This window comes from uncultured Tateyamaria sp. (assembly GCF_947504105.1).
GTDB lineage: Bacteria > Pseudomonadota > Alphaproteobacteria > Rhodobacterales > Rhodobacteraceae > Tateyamaria.
This window is the reverse complement of record NZ_CANNGP010000018.1, coordinates 19,824-45,095: the sequence shown is the minus strand read 5'-3', so window position 1 is coordinate 45,095 and position 25,272 is coordinate 19,824. Positions and strand designations below refer to the sequence as shown.

General features: G+C 59.5%; 27 protein-coding genes. 20 read left to right on the top strand and 7 right to left on the bottom strand.

The features are described 5' to 3' along the window. Positions 1-98 precede the first annotated feature (98 nt). The 5 genes from Q1A75_RS12485 (at position 99) to Q1A75_RS12465 (ending at position 3,702) form a co-directional block, all read left to right on the top strand. Complete coding sequence (locus Q1A75_RS12485) at positions 99-245, top strand: hypothetical protein (RefSeq protein ID WP_189369029.1); 147 nt, start codon at positions 99-101, stop codon at positions 243-245. Between the two features lie 60 nt (positions 246-305). Beyond that, the gene (locus tag Q1A75_RS12480) at positions 306-662 is read left to right on the top strand and encodes a hypothetical protein (RefSeq protein ID WP_299554000.1); all 357 of its coding nucleotides are present in this window, start codon (positions 306-308) and stop codon (positions 660-662) included. A gap of 367 nt (positions 663-1,029) precedes the next feature. After that, a complete protein-coding gene (locus tag Q1A75_RS12475) occupies positions 1,030-1,239 on the top strand; it encodes a hypothetical protein (protein WP_299553998.1) in 210 nt (69 codons plus the stop codon). 132 nt (positions 1,240-1,371) lie between these two features. Then, positions 1,372-1,575, top strand: a complete 204-nt coding sequence (locus Q1A75_RS12470) for a hypothetical protein (RefSeq protein WP_299553996.1) — start codon at positions 1,372-1,374, stop codon at positions 1,573-1,575. 105 nt (positions 1,576-1,680) lie between these two features. Further along, positions 1,681-3,702 carry an acetyl/propionyl/methylcrotonyl-CoA carboxylase subunit alpha gene (locus Q1A75_RS12465; RefSeq protein WP_299553994.1) on the top strand — a complete coding sequence of 674 codons (2,022 nt, stop codon included), beginning with the start codon at positions 1,681-1,683 and terminating at the stop codon, positions 3,700-3,702. A 112-nt stretch (positions 3,703-3,814) separates the two neighbouring features. On the opposite strand, the gene Q1A75_RS12460 is transcribed toward Q1A75_RS12465, so the two are convergent. Next, positions 3,815-4,264, bottom strand: a complete 450-nt coding sequence (locus Q1A75_RS12460) for a DUF4174 domain-containing protein (RefSeq protein WP_299553992.1) — start codon at positions 4,262-4,264, stop codon at positions 3,815-3,817. A 145-nt stretch (positions 4,265-4,409) separates the two neighbouring features. Here Q1A75_RS12460 and Q1A75_RS12455 point away from each other — a divergent pair, with 145 nt between their 5' ends. The 7 genes from Q1A75_RS12455 to Q1A75_RS12425 all read left to right on the top strand — a co-directional run bounded on the left by Q1A75_RS12455 (position 4,410) and on the right by Q1A75_RS12425 (position 10,853). Continuing rightward, positions 4,410-5,366, top strand: a complete 957-nt coding sequence (locus Q1A75_RS12455; RefSeq protein WP_299553990.1) for a hypothetical protein — start codon at positions 4,410-4,412, stop codon at positions 5,364-5,366. Then, positions 5,329-7,464: a methylmalonyl-CoA mutase gene (scpA, locus tag Q1A75_RS12450; RefSeq protein WP_299553988.1), complete on the top strand. Its 2,136-nt coding sequence runs from the start codon at positions 5,329-5,331 to the stop codon at positions 7,462-7,464. The genes Q1A75_RS12455 and scpA overlap by 38 nt, the downstream gene beginning before the upstream one ends. Before the next feature lie 207 nt (positions 7,465-7,671). Next, the gene (locus tag Q1A75_RS12445) at positions 7,672-8,280 is read left to right on the top strand and encodes a VOC family protein (RefSeq protein ID WP_299553986.1); all 609 of its coding nucleotides are present in this window, start codon (positions 7,672-7,674) and stop codon (positions 8,278-8,280) included. Beyond that, the gene (locus Q1A75_RS12440) at positions 8,277-8,780 is read left to right on the top strand and encodes a GNAT family N-acetyltransferase (RefSeq protein ID WP_299553984.1); all 504 of its coding nucleotides are present in this window, start codon (positions 8,277-8,279) and stop codon (positions 8,778-8,780) included. Before Q1A75_RS12445 ends, Q1A75_RS12440 begins: the two co-directional genes overlap by 4 nt. 9 nt (positions 8,781-8,789) lie before the next feature. Further along, positions 8,790-9,470: a molecular chaperone DjiA gene (locus Q1A75_RS12435; protein ID WP_299553983.1), complete on the top strand. Its 681-nt coding sequence runs from the start codon at positions 8,790-8,792 to the stop codon at positions 9,468-9,470. After that, the gene (locus Q1A75_RS12430; RefSeq protein WP_299553968.1) at positions 9,470-10,471 is read left to right on the top strand and encodes an endonuclease/exonuclease/phosphatase family protein; all 1,002 of its coding nucleotides are present in this window, start codon (positions 9,470-9,472) and stop codon (positions 10,469-10,471) included. Before Q1A75_RS12435 ends, Q1A75_RS12430 begins: the two co-directional genes overlap by 1 nt. A gap of 16 nt (positions 10,472-10,487) precedes the next feature. After that, positions 10,488-10,853 (top strand): hypothetical protein, encoded by a 366-nt coding sequence (locus Q1A75_RS12425; protein WP_299553965.1) that lies wholly within the window; start codon positions 10,488-10,490, stop codon positions 10,851-10,853. On the opposite strand, the gene Q1A75_RS12420 is transcribed toward Q1A75_RS12425, so the two are convergent. The 4 genes from Q1A75_RS12420 to Q1A75_RS12405 all read right to left on the bottom strand — a co-directional run bounded on the left by Q1A75_RS12420 (position 10,850) and on the right by Q1A75_RS12405 (position 16,508). Further along, entirely contained in the window at positions 10,850-12,400 is a 1,551-nt protein-coding gene (locus Q1A75_RS12420; RefSeq protein WP_299553962.1) for a Ppx/GppA family phosphatase, read from the bottom strand. The two genes, Q1A75_RS12425 and Q1A75_RS12420, sit on opposite strands and share 4 nt — an antisense overlap. Before the next feature lie 131 nt (positions 12,401-12,531). Continuing rightward, positions 12,532-14,700, bottom strand: a complete 2,169-nt coding sequence (locus Q1A75_RS12415) for an RNA degradosome polyphosphate kinase (protein ID WP_299553959.1) — start codon at positions 14,698-14,700, stop codon at positions 12,532-12,534. A 40-nt stretch (positions 14,701-14,740) separates the two neighbouring features. Then, positions 14,741-15,424, bottom strand: a complete 684-nt coding sequence (locus Q1A75_RS12410; RefSeq protein WP_299553956.1) for a DnaA/Hda family protein — start codon at positions 15,422-15,424, stop codon at positions 14,741-14,743. A 4-nt stretch (positions 15,425-15,428) separates the two neighbouring features. Beyond that, positions 15,429-16,508 (bottom strand): AI-2E family transporter, encoded by a 1,080-nt coding sequence (locus Q1A75_RS12405; RefSeq protein WP_299553953.1) that lies wholly within the window; start codon positions 16,506-16,508, stop codon positions 15,429-15,431. 193 nt (positions 16,509-16,701) lie between these two features. Between Q1A75_RS12405 and proS the strand changes: the two genes are divergently transcribed. The 6 genes from proS to Q1A75_RS12375 all read left to right on the top strand — a co-directional run bounded on the left by proS (position 16,702) and on the right by Q1A75_RS12375 (position 22,695). Next, positions 16,702-18,039, top strand: coding sequence for a proline--tRNA ligase (proS, locus tag Q1A75_RS12400; RefSeq protein WP_299553950.1), 1,338 nt, complete (start codon positions 16,702-16,704; stop codon positions 18,037-18,039). 13 nt (positions 18,040-18,052) lie between these two features. After that, entirely contained in the window at positions 18,053-19,057 is a 1,005-nt protein-coding gene (locus Q1A75_RS12395; RefSeq protein WP_299553947.1) for a serine hydrolase, read from the top strand. Continuing rightward, positions 19,054-19,557: a DUF2937 family protein gene (locus Q1A75_RS12390; RefSeq protein ID WP_299553944.1), complete on the top strand. Its 504-nt coding sequence runs from the start codon at positions 19,054-19,056 to the stop codon at positions 19,555-19,557. The genes Q1A75_RS12395 and Q1A75_RS12390 overlap by 4 nt, the downstream gene beginning before the upstream one ends. Before the next feature lie 52 nt (positions 19,558-19,609). Further along, entirely contained in the window at positions 19,610-20,896 is a 1,287-nt protein-coding gene (locus Q1A75_RS12385; protein ID WP_299553941.1) for a lipoprotein-releasing ABC transporter permease subunit, read from the top strand. Then, on the top strand, positions 20,889-21,575 hold the full coding sequence (locus Q1A75_RS12380; protein ID WP_299553938.1) for an ABC transporter ATP-binding protein: 687 nt from the start codon (positions 20,889-20,891) through the stop codon (positions 21,573-21,575). The genes Q1A75_RS12385 and Q1A75_RS12380 overlap by 8 nt, the downstream gene beginning before the upstream one ends. 133 nt (positions 21,576-21,708) lie before the next feature. Then, on the top strand, positions 21,709-22,695 hold the full coding sequence (locus Q1A75_RS12375) for an Ldh family oxidoreductase (RefSeq protein WP_299553935.1): 987 nt from the start codon (positions 21,709-21,711) through the stop codon (positions 22,693-22,695). Between the two features lies 1 nt (position 22,696). On the opposite strand, the gene Q1A75_RS12370 is transcribed toward Q1A75_RS12375, so the two are convergent. Further along, positions 22,697-23,131: a DMT family transporter gene (locus tag Q1A75_RS12370; protein WP_299553933.1), complete on the bottom strand. Its 435-nt coding sequence runs from the start codon at positions 23,129-23,131 to the stop codon at positions 22,697-22,699. Between the two features lie 28 nt (positions 23,132-23,159). Then, entirely contained in the window at positions 23,160-23,840 is a 681-nt protein-coding gene (locus Q1A75_RS12365) for a hypothetical protein (RefSeq protein WP_299553930.1), read from the bottom strand. A gap of 116 nt (positions 23,841-23,956) precedes the next feature. Between Q1A75_RS12365 and Q1A75_RS12360 the strand changes: the two genes are divergently transcribed. Then, entirely contained in the window at positions 23,957-24,160 is a 204-nt protein-coding gene (locus tag Q1A75_RS12360; protein ID WP_299553928.1) for a hypothetical protein, read from the top strand. Positions 24,161-24,178: 18 nt separating this feature from the next. Further along, positions 24,179-24,310: a hypothetical protein gene (locus Q1A75_RS12355; RefSeq protein ID WP_299553926.1), complete on the top strand. Its 132-nt coding sequence runs from the start codon at positions 24,179-24,181 to the stop codon at positions 24,308-24,310. Positions 24,311-25,272: the final 962 nt, after the last annotated feature.

Below are 25,272 nucleotides of genomic sequence, written 5' to 3'. Positions count from 1 at the left end.
AAATCACGTATAGCCCGAAAGAGCGGTCCCCAAGACCGCGTTACCTCGCATAGGGCATGCGATTTTGCATGTTCGGAAGTTGACTACAGGAGAGACGGATGTCGAAGAGCATCAAAGTTTTGGGCATGGTTAGCCTCATGGTTCTGGTTGCAGCCTGCGGCCGCAACAACAACGACGACGATTTCGTGGTTGTCGAGCCTGAGCCCATCAGCCAAGAGCCTGTCCACACCGGCAAGTTCAAATAATTCTACAGGGCGGGCGTTTCAGCCCGCCCTGACATCCCCCTTTGCCGTGGGGGGTAGCACATGCTGAAACATCGCGGTTTTCCCGGTCGTTTGACCGGTACAGATTTCCAATTCACCATTCGTCGTCCAAATCCCAAAGGGGTGACACCGCTTCAGCGGCGCGAACGTTTTGGTGATCGTAAGTCGGCTGACAGGCGCGCCGATGCAGCCTTTTTGGCTGCGCTTTGGGTGCATTTCGGGTCTGAGCCCTTTGAACGTGGAAATTTGGATGCGGGCCGCCTGTCCTGGCTGTTTGGCCGGGAAGTGATTCCGGCCACCGATCCGTTCGATCCCGCTGATTACGAAGCACTTTTGCGAATTGATGAGAGCTTGGCCCGTACCTCCTTTCCCGATGCGTTCGATGAGGATTTGGGATGAGTAACCGTGTAATTCTCGGCGCTTTTCCGCCACCGAATTCCCGTTATTGGCGAATCCCGGCTCATTCCCGCCTAGCTGGAGGTATGCCCTTTGTGTGCAGGGAAAAAGCATGCGAGCGTGATCTTACGGAGCCGCTTCCCCAGGTTATCTGCGGCGCCGTGTACCATTTCCGTACCCCTTCCCCTGGTGGGCAGCGAATATCGCAAGATGTTATGCTGCCCACCTTTTTTTTGTGTCAGCGCAAAAAGATGCGGGATGATGTTACAGCGTGTCACGCAATAGCGTTTGATTGTGTCAGACCCGATCGCTTTATTCTGGATCGATCAGTTCCTAACTCCAATCCAGAGATTGAGAAGGAACCGATACCATGTCATTTAAATTTGCCTCTGTTGCCCTTGTCGCAACGCTTGGGTTGGCCGCTTGCGGCGATACCATTGGTGAACAGGCGCTATCGGGTGCTGTCGTCGGCGCCGCAGGTACAGCCCTCTTTAACGGTGACGTTGGCACGGGTGCTGTTGTCGGCGCCGTCGGCGGAATTGCCTATTGTCAGATCTACGACACGGCGCGCTGCAACTGATTATCGGCAGTCACGTGCCAATGGACGCCTGTTTCGGCGGCGGGATGCGCATTCTTCTCCTTCTAATCGTGGGTCGTTGATCCGGGATCGCGTTTGTCACATCACAAAGGTGTCAAATAAAGGAAGACCCACATGCGTATTAAATCCCTTGTTCTTGTCACGACCGCAGCCTTCGGACTGGCGGCATGTGGTGACACTGTCGGTGAGCAGGCTGTTTTCGGCGGTGCCGCCGGTGGTGTCGGAAGCGCGGTGCTCGGAGGTAACGCGGTTGCAGGCGCAGCCGTTGGTGCCGGCGCCAACGTGCTTTACTGCGACCAATACCCAAGCCGCTGCTAAGGCACTCCCGCGCCACGCGCGCAATTTCAGATCACACGCGGAACGCCGTCCTGTCTTCGGGCAGGGCGGTGTTTTGCGTTCCAGGACCCAAAGAAGTGAGGCCCCATGTTCAAGAAACTACTGATTGCCAACCGGGGCGAGATTGCCTGTCGTGTGATCAAGACAGCGCGCAAGATGGGGATTCCCACTGTTGCGATCTATTCTGACGCGGATGCGCAGGCGTTGCACGTCAAGATGGCGGACGAGACGATCCATATCGGACCGCCCCCAGCGAACCAGTCCTACATCGTCATCGACAAGGTGATGGATGCGATCAGACAATCAGGGGCCGAGGCGGTGCACCCTGGCTATGGCTTCCTGTCCGAGAATGCCAAGTTCGCCGAGGCCTTGGATGCTGCTGGTGTCGCCTTTGTCGGCCCGCCCAAAGGTGCGATTGAGAGCATGGGCGACAAGATCACCTCGAAAAAGATCGCTCAGGAGGCAGACGTCAGCACGGTGCCGGGCTACATGGGCCTGATCGAGGACGCAGACGAAGCTGTGAAAATCTCGAACGAGATTGGCTATCCCGTGATGCTCAAGGCCTCGGCTGGCGGCGGCGGCAAGGGGATGCGGATCGCATGGAATGATGAGGAAGCCCGCGAAGGGTTCCAGTCGTCCAAGAACGAGGCGGCCAACAGTTTTGGTGACGACCGTATCTTTATCGAAAAGTTCGTGACCCAGCCACGTCACATTGAAATCCAGGTGCTGTGCGACAGCCATGGGAACGGCATCTACCTGGGAGAGCGCGAATGTTCGATCCAACGCCGGAACCAGAAGGTGGTCGAAGAGGCCCCGTCGCCCTTCCTGGATGAAGCCACACGCAAGGCCATGGGCGAACAGTCCGTGGCACTGGCCAAGGCCGTGGGCTATGCCAGCGCGGGCACTGTCGAGTTCATCGTGGACGGCAGCAAGAACTTCTATTTCCTCGAGATGAACACGCGCCTTCAGGTGGAACATCCGGTGACCGAGTTGATCACCGGCGTTGACCTTGTGGAACAGATGATCCGCGTCGCGGCTGGCGAAAAGCTGTCGATCACGCAGGATGACGTCAAGCTGCATGGTTGGGCCATCGAAAACCGGCTGTATGCAGAGGATCCCTATCGCGGGTTCCTGCCCTCGATTGGCCGTTTAACGCGCTATCGTCCGCCCGCCGAGACCGAAAGCTACACCCCCGGTGTGACGCCGGACAGCATCGTGGTGCGCAACGACACCGGTGTTTATGAGGGTGGCGAGATCAGCATGTATTACGATCCGATGATCGCCAAGCTGTGCACTTGGGGTCCTGACCGGGCCACAGCGATTGAAGCAATGCGCGTTGCGCTTGATAGCTTCGAGGTTGAGGGCATTGGTCACAACCTACCATTCCTGAGCGCTGTCATGGACCATCCGAAGTTTGTTTCGGGCGATATGACAACCGCCTTCATTGCCGAAGAATATCCCGATGGTTTCGAAGGGGTCGAACTGTCGGAAACAGACTTGCGCCGTATCGCGGCGGCCTGTGCTGCCATGCACCGCGTGGCCGAAATCCGGCGCGCACGCGTGTCGGGCCGCATGGACAATCACGAGCGTAAGGTTGGCACGGACTGGAATGTCAGCCTCCAAGGTCTGTCCTATGACGTCGTAATCGACGCAGACCACGAGGGCGCCACCGTGGCCTTCGATGGTGGGTCGGCCCTGCGCGTGTCCGGTGATTGGACACCAGGCGATCAATTGGCCGAGATGACGGTAGATGGCGCGCCTTTGGTTTTGAAAGTCGGCAAGGTGTCGGGCGGTTTCCGCATCCGCACCCGTGGCGCGGATCTCAAGGTGCATGTCCGTTCGCCACGTCAGGCAGAGCTTGCCCGCCTGATGCCGGAAAAGACGCCGCCAGACACATCGAAGATGCTGCTATGCCCCATGCCCGGCCTTGTTGTGAAGGTCGATGTGGCCGAAGGCGACGAAGTGCAAGAGGGTCAGGCCCTATGCACGATCGAGGCGATGAAGATGGAGAATATCCTGCGCGCCGAGAAGAAGGGCATCGTGTCCAAGATCAATGCGGGCGCTGGCGACAGTCTGGCCGTTGATGATGTGATCATGGAATTCGAGTGAGTTTTGCGTCCCACATAACTGGCTGGTCTTCAGCCAAGCCGTGGGGTGCATGTGCTTTCCGCAGGCCCGTTGATTGTGACATTCAAAACCTCACAGCAGCGGCCCCAATCGCTCAACCGTCAGACTCCCGTCTTTCGCGGATTTCGCGTTGCCGACTCGGTAGTCGATCAATGCTGCGCATCAGTTCGCGTACACTCCAGGGGAAAGGTTTGCGTAGCAATACGCTGCCATCCTTGCTGACAAGCACCATCATGAAACCACGCGGGCGCAATTTCTGGCGCAAGGCGCTATCTTTCAACGGATCGGTGTCCGTGAGTACAACCACATCGCGCTCAGCCAACTCGTCGGCGCGCTCTTCCAGAAACTCTATCTGTTGTCGGAAGTTCGGGTCATTCGGACTGTCAGCGAACACGACGATAGGCCGGTTTTCCCAGACGAATTCGTTCAAATCCTGCACATCGGTTGTGATGAAGATGGAAGATGCGGCCGTATCTCCGCTTTCCGCAATGACAGCCGAGCCGCCGAAAAGACCAACCAGAACAATGGGTAATACGTGTTTCATCTGCCCTCCTGCCTTCTCCAATGTAGCGGCTTTTTCGGCAATTACGACGGCTGCTCGCGTCAATTTTAGCTTTAATCGCTCGGCAAGCCTTTGCGTGCGACGCCTTAACCATGATCGCCGGGGTTTTGCCGGGCGACGTGCGGCCATGGTAAAGGACACAAACGGCATGAAGGTCATCTTGCATATTGGTGCACATCGCACCGGAACGACTTCTTTCCAGGCTTACATCCGCCGGGATTCTGATTTCATGCGCACACGTCGCATCGGGTTTTGGGGGCCGCTGCGCACCCGAAAAGGGCTGTTTGCCGGCATCCAGCCAGGCGTGGGGGGCGGGCATCGGTCAGCACGTCGAGCGCGCGGGCGGGTCCTGCTGCAATTGAACAAGGCCGAACGCAACGGAATCAAGACCCTCCTTGTATCGGATGAAAACATGCTGGGCACGATGCGCCGCAATATGCGCAGCCGGTCGTTGTACGGTGACGTCGGCGAACGGATGGCGCGCTATGCTACTGCCTTCGATGGGCATATCGACACGGTCGTGATGTCGGTACGGGCGCTGAACCACTACTGGAGCTCGGCCACGTCATATTGCGTGGCGCGCGGGCATACGATACTCGAGCCGGATCAACTGCTGCGTGTGGCCTTTGGTCCACGCAGCTGGCGTGATGTTATTGCCGATGTCGCCTGCGCCGTACCGGGGGCAAAGATCGTCATCGTCCCCTTTGAACGCACCGCAGGTCGGCCTGATGCAATGTTCCAAGGCGTGACGGGCTTGCATGGCCCACGCAACGCGGCCGAGACTTGGTTGAACCGATCGCCGACAGCGTCTGAATTGCGTAATGTGCTCGCCGATCGGGGCGACAATCCAGGGCTGATCAGTGGGCTCGCTTCGCGATGGGCCCCGTTCGACCCAGCGGCGACTGCCGCCATGCGCGAGGCGTATATGGACGACATCCACTGGCTCACCGCCGGTGCCGACGGACTAGCAACACTGACAGAGGATTTGGGCCACAGAGGAGCGGCGCAAACCCTGCCGCATGGTCCGCTGACAAGAGGACAAGGACATGACGACCAAGAAAGACGAATGGCAGAACCTGGCTGAGGGCGAGCTGCGCGGCCGTCCGGTCGATGATCTGACGTGGGAGACGCTCGAAGGCATCAATGTCGCCCCGATCTATACCCAAGATGATCTGGCTGATGTTGATCACCTTGGCACCATTCCCGGTCAGGCCCCTTTCACCCGTGGGGTGAAGGCGACGATGTATGCAGGCCGTCCATGGACCATCCGGCAATATGCCGGTTTTTCCACGGCTGAAGAATCAAATGCCTTTTACCGCCGAGCCTTGGATGCGGGGCAGCAGGGGGTGTCGGTCGCCTTCGATCTGGCAACGCACCGCGGCTATGACAGCGACCACGAACGGGTTGTCGGCGATGTCGGCAAGGCAGGCGTGGCCATCGACAGTGTCGAGGATATGAAGATTCTGTTTGACGGTATCCCGCTCGACAAGGTGTCGGTGTCGATGACCATGAACGGCGCGGTTATCCCGATCCTCGCCAACTTCATCGTCGCGGGAGAAGAGCAGGGCGTGGACCGCGCGGCCCTGTCCGGGACCATCCAGAACGATATTCTGAAAGAGTTCATGGTTCGCAACACCTATATCTATCCGCCCGAACCAAGCATGCGGATCATCGCGGATATCATCGAATACACCTCGAACGACATGCCCAAGTTCAACTCGATCAGCATCTCGGGCTACCACATGCAAGAGGCTGGCGCGAACCTTGTGCAGGAGCTTGCCTTTACCCTTGCGGACGGGCGTGAATACGTGCGCGCCGCCATCGCTCGTGGCATGGACGTTGACAAGTTCGCAGGCCGTCTGTCGTTCTTTTTTGCCATCGGCATGAACTTCTTCATGGAAGCGGCCAAGCTGCGCGCTGCGCGACTGCTGTGGCACCGCATCATGTCCGAGTTTGAACCGAAAAACCCCAAGTCCTCCATGCTGCGCACCCATTGTCAGACCAGCGGTGTCAGCCTGCAGGAACAGGACCCATACAACAACTTGGTTCGTACCGCGTTCGAGGCGATGAGCGCGGTGTTGGGCGGCACACAGTCGCTGCACACCAACAGCTTTGACGAAGCCATCGCGTTGCCCACACAGTTTTCCAGCCGGGTCGCCCGGAACACGCAGCTGATCCTTCAGAACGAGACGGGCGTAACCAACGTGGTCGATCCGCTGGCCGGATCCTACTATGTCGAAAAGCTGACCCACGACCTGGCCGAAGAAGCCTGGAAGCTGATCGAAGAGGTCGAGGAGATGGGCGGCATGACCAAGGCCGTGGGCTCCGGCATGCCCAAGCTGCGGATCGAAGAAGCCGCGGCCAAGCGTCAGGCAATGATCGATCGCGGTGACGAGGTGATTGTGGGCGTCAATAAGTTCCGCCTCGAGAAAGAGGACGAAATCGACATCCTCGATATCGACAATGCAGCCGTGCGCGACAGTCAAATCGCGCGTCTGACGCGTATCCGGGCGGAACGGGACGAAGAGGCGTGCCAAGCCGCGCTTGATGCGCTGAGCGCCGTTGCCGCAGCGGACGGCAACCTTTTGGAGGCCGCGGTTGAAGCGGCGCGGGCACGTGCAACGGTGGGAGAGATCAGCATGGCGATGGAGAAGGAATTCGGGCGCCACCGGGCCGAGGTGAAAACACTCGCTGGTGTATATGGTGCCGCCTACGAGGGCGACGAAGGGTTCGCTGCCATTCAGAAATCGGTGGAAGACTTTGCCGAGGTTGAGGGCCGCCGCCCACGCATGCTGGTAGTCAAGATGGGGCAGGACGGGCATGACCGTGGCGCCAAGGTGATCGCGACGGCCTTTGCCGATATCGGCTTTGACGTGGATGTCGGCCCGCTGTTCCAGACCCCGGCCGAAGCGGCGCAGGACGCCGTCGACAACGACGTGCACGTTGTTGGGATTTCCTCGCAGGCCGCCGGGCACAAAACGCTGGCCCCGCAACTGGTGCAGGCGCTGAAGGACGCGGGCGCCGAGGATATCATCGTGATCTGCGGCGGTGTGATCCCACAGCAGGACTACCAGTATCTCTATGACGCAGGCGTCAAGGCGATCTTTGGTCCGGGCACCAACATCCCGGATGCCGCGCAACATATCCTGAACATCCTGCAGGGTGGTGAGGCTGCCGCTTGATCTATGAGGGCCGCCTCGCACGAGGCGGCCATTGCTTCTGTTTTCTGAGCGGGCGCTGATAACCTCGGCACCGGGCGGATTGTTCGAGGCATATGTATGCCGTCCACCACCGAACAGCGAAGCCTCTTCATTTCCGTTTCCAGGGCTGCGATACATCGACTCTTGGAACCCGATATGCGGTCCGCCAATGCGGAGCAGGAGGCCCGGATGCTGTTTGACCATCTTGTTGTCGGATCAACCGATCTGTGCGCCGCGCGCGCCCATGTGCAGGATGCGCTGGGTGTTTTCATGCAGCCCGGCGGTGCGCATGCGGTGTTTCAGACGCACAACGCGCTGATGGGGCTGGAAGATGGGCTCTATCTTGAAGCCATCGCGCCGAACCCGGCGGTGCCTGCACCCACCCGTCCACGGTGGTATGATCTGGACCGGTATGCGGGTGATGCCGGCCTGTCCAATTGGGCCTGCGCCGTTCCGGATATGGACGCGGCCCTTGCCGACATGCCGGACGGGGCAGGGGCGCCGGTGTCGGTCAGCCGCGACGCACTCTCGTGGCGCATGGCGGTGTCGGCGGATGGCACAACCCCATTCGACAATCTGTGGCCTGCCCTGATCGAATGGCCCGAGGGCGTACATCCCGCCGCCAACCTGAAACCAACGGGTGTGCGTCTGCGCCGGTTCACATTGGTGCATCCTAATGGTGAAGCTTTGGCAGCTGCGCTTGCCCGGCACCTGAGCGATGATCGGGTTGCGGTAGAGGTTGGACCGGTTGCTTTGCATGCAGCCTTTGATACGCCGAATGGGCCACGTTCGCTGTGATCCGAGATGCAACACCAGACGATGCACGCTGGATCACGGACATCTGGAATGACGTGATTGCGCACACGCACATCACGTTCACCACCACACTGAAAACCGTGGCCGAGATCGAAGCCATGATCCGAGATCGCGTGGTGCTGGTGCTGCCGGAGAAGGACGGATTTGCCACCTATGGTGAGTTTCGCGGTGGTCCCGGATACGCAGCAACGGTTGAACATACCGTCTTTTTGGCAAAGCACACACGTGGCAAGGGATGGGGCAGGGCATTGCTGTCGGCCTTGGAAGGCCGCGCGCGCGATGCTGGTCATCATGTGACGGTGGCTGCGATCAGCAGCGTAAACCCGGCGGCCGTCGCATTCCACAAAGCCATGGGATACGACACGGTTGCCAGAATGCCCGAGGTCGGCCGCAAGGGCGGTATCTGGCTGGATTTGATCCTGATGCAAAAGCAACTGGGTGCGACCGTGAGTGCCAGCGCCAAGCCGCAGGATAGGGTATAGGCTCGCCCAATGTCTCTATGGGCTCGCATATCAGACGCGCTGGCAGCGCTGACCGCAGGCGAAGGTCTGGCGGAGGTTTTTGACAAGCTGCGCGCGCCACCCGAACGCAGCGTGGCCTTTGCCATTGCCGTGATTGCGCTTGGTGCAAAGATGGCCAAGGCGGACGGTCAGGTGACGCGGGACGAGGTCACTGCCTTTCGCGAAGTGTTCCACATCGCTGACAAGGACGAAGCGGGGGCTGCCAAGGTGTTCAACCTTGCCCGGCAGGACGTGGCCGGGTTCGAAGACTATGCCACGCGCATCCATGCGATGTTCTCAAGCCAGCCGGAAACGCTGACTGACCTGATCGAAGGTCTGTTTCACATCGCCATGGCCGACGGGTTCTATCATCCGAACGAAGATGCGTTTCTGGAAGAAGTGGCGCACATCTTTAACATTTCGGACTCTGACTTTCGCGCGCTGCGGGCGCGGTTTGTACCGGATGCAACGCCTGATCCCTATTCTGTCCTTGGGGTCGATCCTGCTTGGTCAATTGATGATATCCGCAAGGCATGGCGCAAGTTGGTCCGCGAAAACCACCCAGACGCCATGATGGCCCGCGGGGTCCCCGAAGAGGCGGTGCGTCTGGCCGAAAAGCGCATGATGGACATCAACCGCGCGTGGGAAGAGATCCTGGGCAGCCGCGATTGATGCGCTTTGTTACTTACAATATCGAGTGGATGAACAGCCTGTTCGACGAGGATGGCGAGCTTCTGAACGACAACGGTTGGTCGTCGCGCTATGACGTGACCCGGGCGGCCCAGACGAACGCTCTACGCACTGTGTTCCAGACCCTTGATGCGGATGCGGTCATGGTCATTGAGGCGCCGGACAACAGCCGAAACAGGGACACGGTCAAAGCACTCGAAGCATTTGCCCGCTTTGCCGACTTGCGCGCGCGCCGCGCTGTCATCGGCTTTTCGAACGACACGCAGCAAGAGATTGCGTTGCTGTATGACCCTGACAAACTCACAGTTCTTCATGACCCCTTGATCCATCAGGATGCGCCGCGGTTCGACGGGCGTTTCAAGATCGATCTGGATATCGATGCGACACAGGATGAGGTGGTGTTCTCCAAACCCCCGCTCGAACTTGAGGTCGAAACGGCGCAAGGTTTGTCGCTGCGCATGATCGGTGCGCACCTGAAATCCAAAGCCCCGCACGGTGCAAACAACCGGGATGAGGTCATGCGCATCTCGATTGCCAACAGGCGCAAACAGCTGGCGCAAGCAATCTGGTTGCGCGCGCGAATTGATGGGTTGTTGGAGGACGGACATCAGGTGGTCTTGATGGGTGATCTGAACGACGGTCCGGGCTTGGATGAGTACGAGAACCTGTTTGGCCGCTCATCGGTCGAAATCATCATGGGCGAGGGCGAAACAGCTCTATTTGATCCGCATGCTCGCCAGGCTTTGCAGCGTCGTTTAGGCGCCACGCCAACAACGGCGCGCTTCTGGATCAGGCCCGAAAAGCGATTTTTGCAGGCGCTGCTGGACTATATCATGGTATCGCCTGATCTTGCCGCGCGGACACCGGTTTGGCGCATCTGGCACCCACTTGACGACCCGGCCTGTTGGGCGCAGCCTGCGCTGCGCGATGCCCTTGTCATCGCGTCTGACCATTTCCCCGTCAGCTTGGATATCGTGCTATAATCCCCATATGAGGCTCATGAAACAGATTGCTGTTGCCCTTTGCCTGATTGCGTTGGCGGCCCCCGTCGCTGCACAGCAAACAGATGAAGATCGCAGTCTATCCTTGATGGAACGCGGCGCACAGATGCTGATGGAAGGGCTGATGCGCGAGATGGAGCCTGCGATGGACGGGCTGCAGGATATGGCGGAGGAGTTTGGTCCTGCCTTGCGTGACTTCACGGCCCAGATGGGACCCGCTTTGCGCGATCTTCTTGAAGAGGTCGAGGATTGGAGCGTTTATCACCCGCCCGAGATGCTTGAAAACGGGGATATTATCATCCGTCGTAAAGCGCCGCAGGGACCAGAGATTGAAACGGACCCCGATGCCCAGATCGATATCTAGTGCCGCCGCTTCTTTACGGTAACACTGGCATTCAAAGACGAGGCAAGTGAATTCAACCGCGCCTCGGCTACCTCACCAAACAGGGGCATGGCGTCAGGAGACAGGTGCAGTTCCAACTCGCGTTTCTTGGGAAACCACCGAAACTCGCCCCGCTCGGCGTCTTTTTCCATCCACAGCATCGCGCCGAAGCGCATCGCCTTGCCCAGAATTTCTGCGTCACGCTGCATCTTTTCGTCGATCAGATCATAAAGCTCTTCGAAATGGGTGCCTTCGCGTTTGTTGGTGTAGCGGTGGAGCAGGGCGAGACCTAGAAAGATGCGTTCGGAATGTTTGAGCCCGCCAAGATTGGCGCGTGTGGCATTGTCAAAGCAAACCTCGGCTCGGTAGTCCGGGTGCGCCCGCCAACTGACGTCGTGCAAAAGGCAGGCCGCCTTGATCAGCCGCTTGCGGGCCAGCGGCGCGGATTTGAAAATGGGTTCGATGAACTGGTTGAGCAGCTTGCCAAAACCGGGCATGCGCGCGTCCTTGGCCTCGGCAAAGCGGCACGCTTCGATCAAAGGGTCACGGTCGCGCAGGCGTTGAGGCATCTGTTCATACAGCATCCCCTCGCGGATGCCGTAGCTAGAAACGGCGATATCCTTCGGGCGGAAAGTCTTGACCAACCGGGCAAGGACCTCGACGGCCAGCGGCACAAGCGTCATCCGTGCGGAAGAGATGCCACATTCACCCCGCAACGCGTCGTGGTCGTCGTGTTCCTTGATGTACTTCGCGGTGCGCTGCACCGATTGCGGTGACATCCGGTATTCGTGAAGGACGTTCAACGGATAGCCGCGCCGATGCATATCCACCCGCGCAATCGCGCGCCATGAGCCTCCCACCAGAAACAGGCGATCCCGTTGCGGACCCATTTCTGATTGCAGGCGTTCAATGACGGCCTTGATATGGTTACGCCGCCCTTTCTTGCCGCCTTTGACCGTTTGCAGTTTCAATGGTCCAAGGTCAGAGGTGACGCGCCTGCCCACGATACCGTCCGAGATTTCGGCCAATTCCATGGAAGAGCCGCCAATGTCACAGACAAGACCATAGGAACCCGGCCATCCCAGCAGCACACCCTGCGCCGAGAGCCGCGCTTCCTCGCGCCCGTCAATGACGCTTACATAAAGCCCGGTTTCGCGCAGAACGTCCGCGCAGAAATCGGGTCCGTCGGTGGCGTCCCGAACTGCCGCTGTTGCGACGACGGACAGATCGGACAGCCCCATGCCTTCGGCAAGGCGTTGGAAGCGTCTGAGAGCTTCGAGCGCGCGCACCCTGCCTTGCGGATTCAGGTGCCCGGTGTCGGACATGCCAGCGCCCAAGGCGCACATGATTTTTTCATTGTAGAAGTAAGCGGGCGAGCGGGCAGCCCCATCAAAAACCACAAGTCGGACAGAGTTTGATCCCACATCGACCACACCCACGCGCGACAGCGCGCGCGCTGACGGGTCATCAAACAGAGGGCGCCCAAACAGGCCGCCGTCGCCTGACTCTGGCGATACAGAAACGTTCATGGCCCCCCCCGTGGTACCTGTTTATGCTTGTTGATGGACCAGCCTGTCGCGTGGGTCAATGATGTGGTCGGCTGGGTGGCTCTGTTTCGGCATATGCCGAAAGGCGCCCACCCACCGACCCCTACGCTGCTTCAGTCTTCGGTGTGGGTCAGTTTGGGCACGTCTGCAGCACCTGCTGATCCACGACCCGAAAGGGACGGGTTTTCCATAAAGAACCTGTGGCAGTTGAACGCGAACGTGCCTGCGGGCAATTCCGGTCGTGTACATGTACCATCGGGTGCCATGACCCAGCTTTGCGCCACGTCCGCAAGGTTCGCCGCCATGACCTGGCTCACGATCTGTGCCTTGACCGTATTGTTTTCGATCTCGACGAGGGTTTCGACGCGCCGGTTCAGGTTGCGCCCCATCCAGTCCGCAGACGAGATGAAAACCCGTGCCTTTTTTGACGGCAGGCCGTGACCGTTGCCAAAACAGACGATGCGACTGTGTTCGAGGAAGCGACCCACGATCGACTTGACCCGGATGTTTTCGGAGAACCCCTGGATGCCGGGCCGCAGTCCGCAGATACCGCGGATGACGAGGCTGATCTTCACACCGGCCTGGCTGGCGGCGTAAAGCGCGTCGATCACCTCGCTGTCGATCAACGAATTCATCTTGGCCCAGATTTCTGCAGGTTTGCCCGCCCGTGCGTAATCGGCTTCGGCGGCGATCATGTCCAGTAGGCGCGGCTTCAAGGTAGTGGGCGAAATGGCGAGGTTGTCCAGGCCTTCTGGCGGGGCATAACCGCTGAGATAGTTGAATACCTTTGTCGCATCGCGCCCCAGCTTGGCATCGCACGTAAACAGTGACAGGTCAGTGTAGATACGCGCCGTGATCGGGTGATAGTTGCCGGTGCCGTAGTGGGTATAGGTAACCAGTTCCTTGCCTTCGCGCCGGACGACTGTGCTGATCTTGGCATGGGTTTTGAGGTCGAGAAATCCGTAAACCACGTGGGCGCCTGCGCGCTCCAAGCGGCGGGATTGACGGATATTGGCGGCTTCGTCGAACCGGGCTTTCAGTTCCACCAGTGCGGTAACGGATTTACCGTCTTCGGCCGCCTCGCAAAGTGCTTCGACGATGGGCGAATTCTTGGATGTACGGTAGAGCGTCTGCTTGATCGCCACCACATTCGGGTCACGCGCTGCTTGCTGCAGGAAACGCACCACCATGTCGAAGGTTTCGTATGGGTGATGCAGCAGCATGTCCTTTTGCCGGATCGCCGTCAGCATATCACCTTCGAAGTCCGTGACCCGTTCAGGCACCCGAGGGGTAAACGACGGCCAAAGCAGATCGGGGCGATCATCAAGTACCAGTTCGCTGAGGTCGGACATGCCCAGCATACCCTCGACCTCAATCACCTCGGCATCGCTGACGCCCAGTTCTCCCATGATGACCGCCTTGAGGGCTTTGGGTGCGCCTGCGGAATGGGTCAGGCGGACAACCTCGCCCCGGCGGCGGCGTTTGAGCGCGACTTCGAATTCACGGACAAGGTCTTCGGCTTCCTCCTCGACCTCTAGATCGCTGTCGCGCAGCACCCGGAACCCGAAATGGGATTTCAATTTGTAGCCGGGGAACAGGCTTGGGATGTTAAGGACAAGCAGTTCTTCAAGCGGCAGAAACCGATGGCCTGAACCGGGCAGGGCAATAAAACGGTCGATTTGCCCAGGGATTGGAAGCAGAGCCTGCAAGGCGCGCTTGTCCTTGGCGCGCTCAAGCTGCAGCGCCAGCGCGTATCCGGTATTGGGAATGAACGGAAACGGGTGCGCAGGGTCAATCGCCAGCGGGGACAGAACAGCAAAGACCCGGTTCAGAAAAACCTCTGACAGGTATTCAGTGTCATCTTCGGTCAGATCATCGCGCGTGAGAATTGAAATACCGCGCTCTTCCATTTCGGCCTTGAGGCTGGCCAGAACCTTGGTTTGCCGCAGGATGAGTTGGCGGGCGTTTTCGTTGATGAGCACCAATTGCTCTGCCGGTGTCAGCCCGTCGGCCGCCGGCGTGGAATTGCCCGCAATGGCCAATTCTCGCAGACCGGCCACCCTCACGGTATAGAATTCGTCTAGGTTACCGGCACTGATTGATACGAAACGCAAGCGTTCCAGAAGCGGCACGCGTGGGTTCTCGGCTTCTTCCAACACGCGCCAGTTAAACCCAAGCCAGCTGAGTTCACGGTTAAAGAACCGGCCTGGGCCGGTTGTATCAAGATCTGGCAGCGAAATTGGCTCGGGAAAATCCGAGCCGAGGAAATCAGCGTTGGTCATGCGCGGCTTATGTCGACGGGGTGTAAACGTTGAATGACACTTATCCGCCGGATCCCCCCTGATTGTCCAGACAGGCAGCGGCAAGGTTCCGCGTAATGGGCTTTTTTTGGGCAAGACTGGCAGCGTCAAGGTCGGCTGCAATCCTCCGCGCGGCGGCAAAACTGCGCTCCATATGCGTCACGAGATACGGGATCACGTCGGGACGCGGTGTGAGCTGACGATCGGAAAAGAGCTTTGCAAGAACAGCAGCAAGAAGGCTGTCATCCGGGGCATCGAGTGCTGCGTGCCCTGCCGCATCTACACGGCTTTGCAGGTCGGGCAGGGACAATCGCCACAGATTGGGCGCAGTCTGCCCAGTCATCAACAATGGGTGGCCAGCCGCTTGGAGCGCGTTGTGCAGATGAAACAAGGCGGTTTGCCGATTGTCGTCTTGCGCGATCTGGTCGACATCCTCGACGGCTATGGGGCCGTCAAACAAAGTGTCGATCGTTGTATTGTCGAGCGCGGTGGCCGCGACGATCTGTGCACCGCTGTCGGTGGCCCACACGTGGGTCAGGTGGGTTTTGCCCGCGCCTTCCGGGCCGGTCAGAACAAGCTTGTTCAGCGGCCATTGGCGCCAGGCATCGACCATTGAAAGGGCCACGGCATTGGATGGCGCAACCAGGAAATCGTCGCGCCCCAGCGCGACACGCACCGGCAGATCAAACCCAAGCTGTTGGGCCATGGGACTAGTCCTCGGCTTCCGGCTCGGCGGCACCGCTGATGCCGGTATAGAGGCGGCTGTACCGGTACTGCTCGATCAGGAAGCGGACGAGCACCCCAAGTGCTGCTGCCATAGGGACCGCCACCAGCATGCCAACAAAGCCAAACAGTGCCCCGAAAACAGATAGGGAAAGTATTAACCAGACGGGATGCAGGCCCACGCTGTTACCCACGAGTTTCGGGGTCAGAAAGTTTCCTTCGGCAATTTGGCCAATCTGAAAGACAACTGCGACGGCGACAATCCACCACCATTCGCCCCAGAACTGGAACAGGGCAAGGCCCACGGCAAGACAGCCCCCAACAATGGCGCCGACATAAGGAATGAAGGTCAGCAAACCAGCGACGAACCCAACCACCAGCCCGAATTGCAATCCGATCAGCATGAGCGCTATTGCATAATAGGCGCCAAGGATCAGACAGACGGTTCCCATTCCCCGGATAAACCCGGCAAGGGTCTTGTCCACGTTACCAGCAAGGCGGCGGATGACCGGCGCGTGATCGCGCGGCAGCAACTCGTCCACGCGGGCAATCATCCGATCCCAGTCCAGCAGCAGATACACCGCAACAACCGGCACGATGACAAACAGGACGATGATATTGATCAGGCTGGCTGCCGACGTCAGGGCGGTTTCAAGCAGTTGCCCCCCTCGCTCCGAGATCGTTTGACCCAGAGAATTGAGGCTCTGCCGCACGGTCGAGCTTTCGTCCAACAGGCTTGGGAAGCGCTCGGTCAGGAATGTGCCCAGATCGCGCGCCAGTTGTGGTACGGCATTGAACAGTTGGATGGCCTGTTCGATCAGCTGCGGGATCACCAGCAATGCCAAAATCACGAAGATGACGATGGCACTGATTGTGATAATGCCAGTCGCGACGGCCCGGCTGAAGCCATGTGCCTCTAGCCAGTCGGCAACGGGGTCCAGGAAATATGCGATGGCTGCACCCAAAAAGAACGGCAGCAACTGATCCCCCAGTGCATAGAGCAGCAGAAAGAATATCGCCGCCGCGATCCCCCAATACTTGAACTGTTCGCGGACGGGCAGTGCCATGTGTGTTCCGTAGTTAGTGTCGTGCTAACAGATGCGGCGTTTTGCCTGTTTCTTCAAGGGGGGTGGTGATGTGCTGGGATCCCGAGTGAGCCTTGACGTCACTCCGTGGGTTTTTTCCGAAACGCCGAAGGGGCCGTTGCGGGTGTGCCGCCTTTGTCCTAATCAGGTCGAAATCTTGTGAGGGAGCGCGCATATGCGTTTGAGCCGTTATTTTCTGCCTGTGCTAAAAGAAAACCCCAGCGAGGCGCAGATTGTCAGTCACCGCCTGATGCTGCGTGCGGGCATGATCAAGCAATCAAGCGCAGGTATCTATTCCTGGCTGCCTCTAGGCTTCAAGGTGCTGCGCAAGCTTGAAAACATCGTGCACGAGGAACAGGTGCGCGCGGGTCACATCCCCATGCTGATGCCCACGCTGCAATCGGCGGATCTGTGGCGCGAAAGCGGACGGTATGATGATTACGGTCAGGAAATGCTGCGCATCAAGGACCGGCATGACCGCGACATGCTCTATGGTCCCACGAACGAAGAGCTGATCACGGATATCTTCCGCAGCCATATCGGCAGCTACAAGGACCTGCCGCTGACGCTCTACCACATCCAGTGGAAATTCCGGGATGAGATCCGCCCACGTTTCGGCGTGATGCGCGGGCGTGAGTTCTTCATGAAAGACGGTTACAACTTCGACCTGACCAAGGAAGACGCGCTTCACGCCTACAATCGCCATTTGGTCAGCTATTTGCGAACCTATGAACGCATGGGGCTGCAAGCGATTCCGATGCGGGCTGACGGTGGCCCGATTGGCGGTGACTACACGCACGAATTCCTTGTGCTGGCAGATACCGGCGAAAGTGAAGTTTTCTATGATAGCGCAGTCACCGACCTAACATTCGGGGATCGCGAAATCGACTATGACAGCGTCGAACAATGCCAGGCTGTACTTGAGGAGTTCACCTCGAAATACGCCCGTACGGATGAAACCCATGAGGAGGCGTTGTTTAACGAAATTCCAGAAGAGCGCCGACGCATGGCCCGGGGGATCGAGGTTGGGCAGATATTCTACTTCGGAACCAAGTACTCGGAAGCAATGAACGCGGTTGTGCAGGGCCCGGACGGCAAACAAGTGCCGGTGCATATGGGCAGCCACGGTATCGGGGTCAGTCGCTTGATGGGCGCCATCATAGAAGCCAGCCATGATGACAACGGCATCATCTGGCCCGAAGGCGTGACGCCCTATCATTGCGGGATTGTGAACCTGAAACAGGGCGACGCCGAAGCGGACGCCGCCTGTGATGCGCTATATGCCAGCCTGACGGCACTGGGGCTTGAGCCGCTCTATGACGACCGGAATGAGCGGGCGGGCGGCAAGTTTGCCACCATGGACCTGATCGGTCTGCCTTGGCGGATCACTGTCGGGCCGCGCGGCCTCAAGAACGGCGTGGTTGAATTGACCTCGCGCCGGACCGGCGAAAGCGAAGAGTTGCCGCCCGAAGAGGCAGTGAAGAAAGTGGCGGAGATTTACGCGGGGTTGTGATAACCTGATGCAAATGCAGGCTCTTTTCAGGTTGGTCTTATGTGCGGCGCTGCTGGCACTGCCCACGCTTGCCAGCAGCGATGACGCCACACCCGCTTCCGTTCACCGCAAACTTGAGTCCGCCTTTGCAGACTGGCTGACCGCGCAGGGTACGTCCGGCATTATGGCATCTGGCGTGTTCGGGGCGGACGGCACCTGGAACGTCGATCTGTACAACGACACTGCTGACGGCGTGATCCGTTCGGGCGACTTGGCAAGCGTATCCAAGTCCATAACTGCCATATGCGTTATGCATCTGGTGGATGAGGGCCGTCTTGAATGGTCCGACTCCCTGCGGGATTTCGTCAGTCCCGCGCCGGATGTGACGGTGGCAGAGCTGGTCACGCACACGTCGGGCCTTGCTCCGGATGTTACCCAATTGGCCATGCTCGGGTGGCTTGGCCAGACCACGGCCCGGAATGGCCATTTCAGCGCGCAAGTTTTGGATCTGGTGAATGCCCGGCCCACGCAGACCGGAACCCGTGGCGCATACGAATACAACAATGAGAACTACGCGCTGCTGGGGCTGGTGATCGAAGACGTCACGGGCATGTCCTATTTCGACGCGTGTCGCGACCTGCTGGACTTGCCCGCAAGCATTCACCCCGGAGACCGTGCCGGCGTGTTCCAGCCTTGGGGCGGTCTGGCGTCGGACCCCAACGGATACCTGACATTCCTCCAGACGCATTTCGGACCGGGCAGCCGCGTTGCCAACGATCCCTTTGCCCTGCCACATGTCGCGCTGGGCGGCGGTGCCTATTACGGTATGGGCATGGTGTTTCGACCCTTCCAGGATGGTCACAACTTCTGGCACTTTGGGGCATTGTGCTTTCCCGGACGTCTCAACATCGGCAGCTTTGCGGTCATCTGGGAGGGCAAGGTCAGCGTGATCGCTCTCTACGACGCCTGTTTGGACGGGGATGCTATGGGGAGCTTGGACATGGCGCTCAGTGCCGCTGTCTATGGCAAGCGTCCATGATCCTGCGCGTGCTTGTACTGGCGGGCGGCGTAGTGGGCGGTACGCTCGCGTCGCAATTGCCCGAGTTTTCCCAGCAATACCGGCAACGTCTTGGCGGCGCGGTTGATGCTCTGGCCGAGGTGGTGGCAGATTTCGATGCGTCTGCCCTAGCCGAGGGACTGACCCGGACCGCAGCCCTCGCTCAGATGCATGGCACGGCGTTTCTGGATCGCCGGAGGGCGGACATGACCCGCACATTTGGTCGCTATGACCAACTGCGCATGGACCTGATTGCGCTGAATGACGCGGGTCCCCTCCTGCGCACATATTACGTGGCTCGATCAAGAGATACCGAAGTGGCCGCGGCGGCCCTGTCCAGTTTCGAACCTGCGGTGCCGTTGACGGCGGCCGGGGGGATCTTTGCCGCAACCGGCCTTCTCACCGGACTCGTGACCGTCTGGGCCGCGCTCAAGCTCTTGCTGTGGCCCTTCGGACGGCGGCAACCTGCGCGCGGGACTTGACCTTGGGGGCGGACCCCGCCACATCTCGTCCCAACCCGAGCAGGAGCCGTAAATGGCCAAACCAACCGCCCCCTTTGCCCCATTCGAGTGGATGATCGCCTGGCGCTACCTGCGTGCCCGCCGCGCCGAAGGTGGGGTGAGCACCATGACCTGGATCAGCCTGATCGGCATCACGCTCGCCGTCTTTGCGCTGATCGCAACATTGGCGGTGCGGTCAGGATTTCGGGCCGAGTTCGTGGATACCATTCTCGGTGCCAACGCGCATGTCACCGTCTACCAGATCGGCGAAGTGACGGATACGGGCGGGATCGACCGGACCATTGCAGATTACGAGGCCAGGGCCGCCGCCCTTGCCGAGCTACCGGGTGTTGTACGCACCGCGCCGCTTGTGCGGGGGCAGGTCATGGCAAATCTGCGGAGCCGCAATGCGGGTGTACAGGTCTTGGGCATGAGTGCCGAAGATCTCGCCGGTCTGCCGCGTATCGCAGACCCCGCAACGTCCCAAGGCGACATTGCCCGGTACGATCAGGGCGTCGCCATCGGGGCGGGTGTAGCTCAGGAGCTGGGCGCGCAGGTGGGGGATCGCATCAAGCTGATTTCACCGAACGGGGTACGCACCGCCTTTGGCACCAGCCCGCGCATCAATGCCTACGAGGTGACTTACATCTTTTCCGCGGGGCGCTACGATATCGACCGCGTGCGCATCTACATGCCACTTGCCGAAGCGCAAAGCTACTTCAACCGCGAGGGTGTCGTCGACGAGATCGAGGTGATGGTGGATGAACCGGAAGCCGTCGACCGATACACGGCGGCCATTTTGCAAACAGCCGGTGAACGGGGACAGGTCTGGACATGGAAGGACGCGTCGGGCGGGTTCCTGCGTGCGCTCGAGGTCGAGGATAATGTAATGTTTATCATCCTTTCGATCCTTGTGCTGATTGCGGCGATGAACATCGTCTCGGGCCTGATCATGCTGGTCAAGAACAAGGGGCGCGACATCGGGATCCTGCGCACGATGGGCCTGACCGAAGGATCGGTGCTGCGCGTGTTTTTCATCTGCGGCGCATTCACGGGGATCATCGGCACAGCCATGGGCGTGATCCTGGGCTGCCTCTTTGCCATCTATATCGATCCGCTCTTTTCATTCGTGAACTACGTGATGGGAGGTGGCGTATGGGATCCCTCGATCCGGGGCATATACGCACTGCCAGCCGAGCTGCATCTGCGCGATGTACTCAGCGCCGTCACGCTGTCGCTGGGCCTGTCCTTCATCGTGACCATTTTCCCGGCCCGACGTGCGGCCCGCATGAACCCGGTGGAGGCGCTGCGCTATGAGTGACGTCGTCCTGTCCTTGGCGGGGATCGCCAAGTCTTACAATGCGGGCCTGCCCAATCAGGTGGATGTGTTGCGTGGCGTCGATCTGGAGGTGCAGCGGGGCGAGGTTGTGGCGCTGGTCGCACCCTCTGGTGCAGGCAAATCGACGCTGCTGCATATCGCCGGGCTGCTGGATACACCCGATGCAGGCACGGTGACGCTGAATGGCCAGAACATGACCGGGCAATCGGATCGGCGCAGAACGCTGGCCCGCCGGGCAGAGGTCGGGTTCATCTACCAGTTTCACCATCTGCTGCCCGAGTTTTCAGCCATCGAAAACATTGCGTTGCCGCAGCTGGCGTCAGGGCTAGCCCGGGCAGATGCAGAGGCGCGCGCACTGTCGCTATTGGACAAGGTGGGGGTGGCCCATCGCGCTGCGCACCGCCCGGCGGAACTGTCCGGAGGCGAGCAACAGCGCGTGGCGTTTTGCCGGGCACTTGCCAATGGTCCGGCCTTGCTGCTGGCGGATGAACCGACGGGCAATCTGGATCCGGCAACATCGGACCAGGTTTTTGATGCGCTGATGGCGCTGGTGCGGGATACGGGCCTGTCCGCGCTGATCGCAACACATAATCTGGACCTCGCGGCGCGTATGGACCGCACGGTTCGACTTGATGAAGGGCATTTGACCGGTCCTTCATGATTGCGGTGTGGTCCTTAGTCGCCTTCTCCCGCTATCGTTGAAAGAGCCCCGCAAGCAATCGGCAGCTTGACGGCTGCCTTCCGGTTTGCTTTTTCTTGACCTCGCGGCAAAGACCGTGGGGGATAGAAGAACGATGCCTGACATTTCCAGGGCAGAGATTGAGCGCACCGTGCAGGCTGCACTGATGGCGCACGGGGCCGCCGCCTTTCCGGCGGCAGAGGTTGCACGCGCCGTTGCGCAAGCCGAGGCGGCAGGGAACCGGATCTGCGGGCTGTACTACCTGGAAAGCTATTGCCAGCAATTGCGTACCGGCCGGGTCAAGGGTGACGTGGTGCCGGTGGTCACGGCACAGCGCCCTGCGGCTATCCAGGTGGATGCTTTGATGGGGTTTGCCCAGCCGGCCTTTGCCTACGGATTGGCACCTGCGCTGGATGCGGCACGGCAGTTTGGCATTGCGAGCCTTGCCATCGGCCATGCGCATACCTGCACCGCGCTGGGATATTTCACAGAACAGATTGCCCGCGCGGGCCTGATCGGTTTGGGTATGACAAATGCCTCTCCTATTGTCGCGCCACCCGGGGGCAAGACACGTATGATTGGCACCAATCCGATCGCTTTTTCCGTTCCGGACGGGCAGGGCGATCTTGCCATGCAGTTCGATCAATCGACAACAACGGTGGCCTTGGGCAAAATCACGATGGCCAAGGCAGCAGGTGAGGCAATTCCGGAAGGCTGGGCCTTGGATGCTGATGGCGCTCCCACGACCGACCCGGAAGCGGCACTTGCGGGGTCACTTGTGTCAACGGGTGGGTACAAGGGATGGGGCTTTGGCGTGATGGTCGAGCTTTTGACTGCCGGTCTCACGGGGGGCGTGCTCAGCCGGGACGTGAAGCCCCTGAAAGCAGCCGAAGGGCCGCCACATGACCTGGGGCAGTTCTATATCCTCATCGATCCCAGCACATCTGGTGTCTTCTCGGATCGCCTGGCGCAGTTCGAGACGTTTCTTGCCGAAGACAGTGCAGGCCGCATGCCGGGACAAAACCGTCTTCTGGCTGATCCTGTTGATGTGGACCCGGCTGCGTGGGCGCAAGCGCAGGACTTGGCTGGCATCGCGGAATAACTCAGGCGAGTTGGGTCAACCACACGCCCATTGCCATCAGCGCGATGCCACCGATCCGGGTCAGACCCAGCGACGTGGCCTGCGCCCCGAACAATCCAAAATGATCAATTGCGGCAGCCGAGATCAACTGGCCCAGCAGCACAAAGAACACCGCGTTCCCGACGCCGAAATGTGGGGCGATATAGGTGATGCTCAGCACGTAAAACGCGACCAGAACGCCAGCCAGCAAAAGGTGTTTTGGCGCAGCGGATAATTTCGACAGCCCCTGCGCGCCCGTTAGCAAAAAGATAACGGCTGCCGTCCCGAAGGCGATGACAAACAGCACGGTCGCAGCAGCAGCAGGACTGCCCAGCCGCGTGCCAAGCGCGGCATTCAGCGCGGCCAGGATCGGGATGCCGATACCGGCCAGCAGCATGATCACGGCATATTGGGCCATTCCGGCACCTCCATCTTTCTGATTTGGATTACGCACAGATCCCGTTCACCTGCACGCCATCCCATGGCAAGCGCACGTCATGTTGCCGGGATTGCGGCAGGGGTGAGACGGGCATTGCCTGCGAGATCAGGGTGTGCAGGCGCTGTGTCCGCCCGCCCTGAGGGTCCAGCGCCCGGCAGCATACGAATTCCTCGACAATGGACCCTTGCTGCTCAAAACCAAAGTCGAGGAACTTCCGTTCCGCCGACACGTCAAAGAGGTAGGGGTCGTCACTGAACCGATGCTCGCGGGCCGCCTTGAGAGGGGAGTATCCGGTGACCTCCCGGTTCTGCCATTGCCATACGTGGGTCAACTCATGGGCCAGCAACATGGCGGCGATCAGGTTGATCTCTTGCGGATAGGCGGGGACGTAATCGTCCAGATACCAGTCCTTGTCGAACAGAACGTTCTGCCACAGGGCAACTGCCGCCGGTTTGGCGGTGATCGTGTCGCTGGTCGGGGGCGGCAGGATGCGCTCACGGCAGGTGGTGCGTGGCCGGGCTTTGCGCTTGAAGGTGACGGCGCGGGTCGGCGCCCCGTCAATCAAGCGCACCCGCTGATGGTTCAGCTGATCGCCGTGGATGGTGTCTGCGAAAGCACGCTCCGCATCGGTCAGCGGACGGCCACAGGCGGCCAGCAGGCTCAGGATCAGAAACAGGCGCAGGATCATGGCCGTAGTAGGTGCGTAAACGCCATGAAGTTCAAGAAAATATGTCGTCAATATCGGGTTGACGCCGAGTAGCGTCGCTTGATACGTCGCCCCAGTTGAAAGCGCGCGTCGCGCGCATGCGAAGAACAAGAAAGACCATTTCGATGAAGTCATTGCGTGTCACGGGGTGTATCGCCGCCACTGCCCTCCTTTTGTCAGCCTGCGTCTCGCCAGAGGTTGTGCAGACCCGATCAGTCGAAGACGGTGACCTCACCTGTGAAGAGATCAAGGTACAGTTGGTTCAGTTGGAACAAATTCGGGAAGAAGCCTCCAAGGGATAACGTGCATCGGGTGAAAATGTGGCCGCAGCGATCCTGTTTTGGCCTGCAGTGATTGGCAACTATCAGAACGCCAAACAGGCGTTGGAAGCTGCCAACAAGCGCAATGACGTGCTTGTGGCCCTTGCCAAGAAGAAGCGCTGTAAATTCTAAGCTGACAGTTCGAATGTATCGGTGGCCCTCATGATGATGGCCACCTATTTTCGACCTCTGCCTACATCGCGACCCTGCACCAAAGGTCGTGACGTAAGGCCGATGTATTCCGATTAGGCGTCGCAAACACACCTGCCACATCCAAGGGCCTGCGTCGTCTTGATAACGTTGGTCGTCGCATCTCCGTGATCAGAGGTGATGGGGCAGGGGGTTTTTGTGTCAAGCCTCTACGCCCACCTCTTTCCTATCATCGCGGGGATCCTCTCCGCGGATTGCACCGCAGGCCACCACTCACGTGTTCCCGGCCTGCCTGGAAAGGAGAGTAGTGATGGAAAAGGTTATCATTCCGACCGTGTTTGGCTTTGCTGCCATGATGAGCCTGTGGGTCATCGTCGGCGCCACGGTCTGAGACGTTCCTGCCCCCGGTGATCTGGACGTCCCGGGGGTGGATCAGCGCGGCGGAGGGTCCCTTTGGTTCCCCCTTTTAACAAGTCGGCCCTCCGTCGCCGTTACAACGCCCAGAAAGTGCCTTGCTTGGGTAAGCGCTCGTTAACCTGATCTGGGGCATATCGAGGACGAAGCGGGTGGCGACGCACCCCGCTTCGCGTATCGAGTAGCAGCGGAGGCGAAAGCCTCCGCTTTTTCCCAGCGCCCGCGCAGCGGGCGCGTCGCCCGAGAGGGTCAGCGTCCATTCCACTTACAAGGGCGGTCTCAAGGCCAAAGGCCGCCGCCCCATCCGGCAGCGTGTTGCATGGCAATAAGGTTGGTAGAGGGCGCGGTCCTCTGATACAGGTTCCCCGCGCGGCTTTCGAGCCTTGGCCCATGTCGTTGCAGAAGCGAGCCTACTTTTACGCGGTAAAAAGTTACCGCTCATCTCTCGAATAAAAAATCTAGCTTGTAGTTAGTTCTCAGGGCCTTCATCACTGAAGTAGTAAGACCAACCGTGTTTATCATCGAGCGAT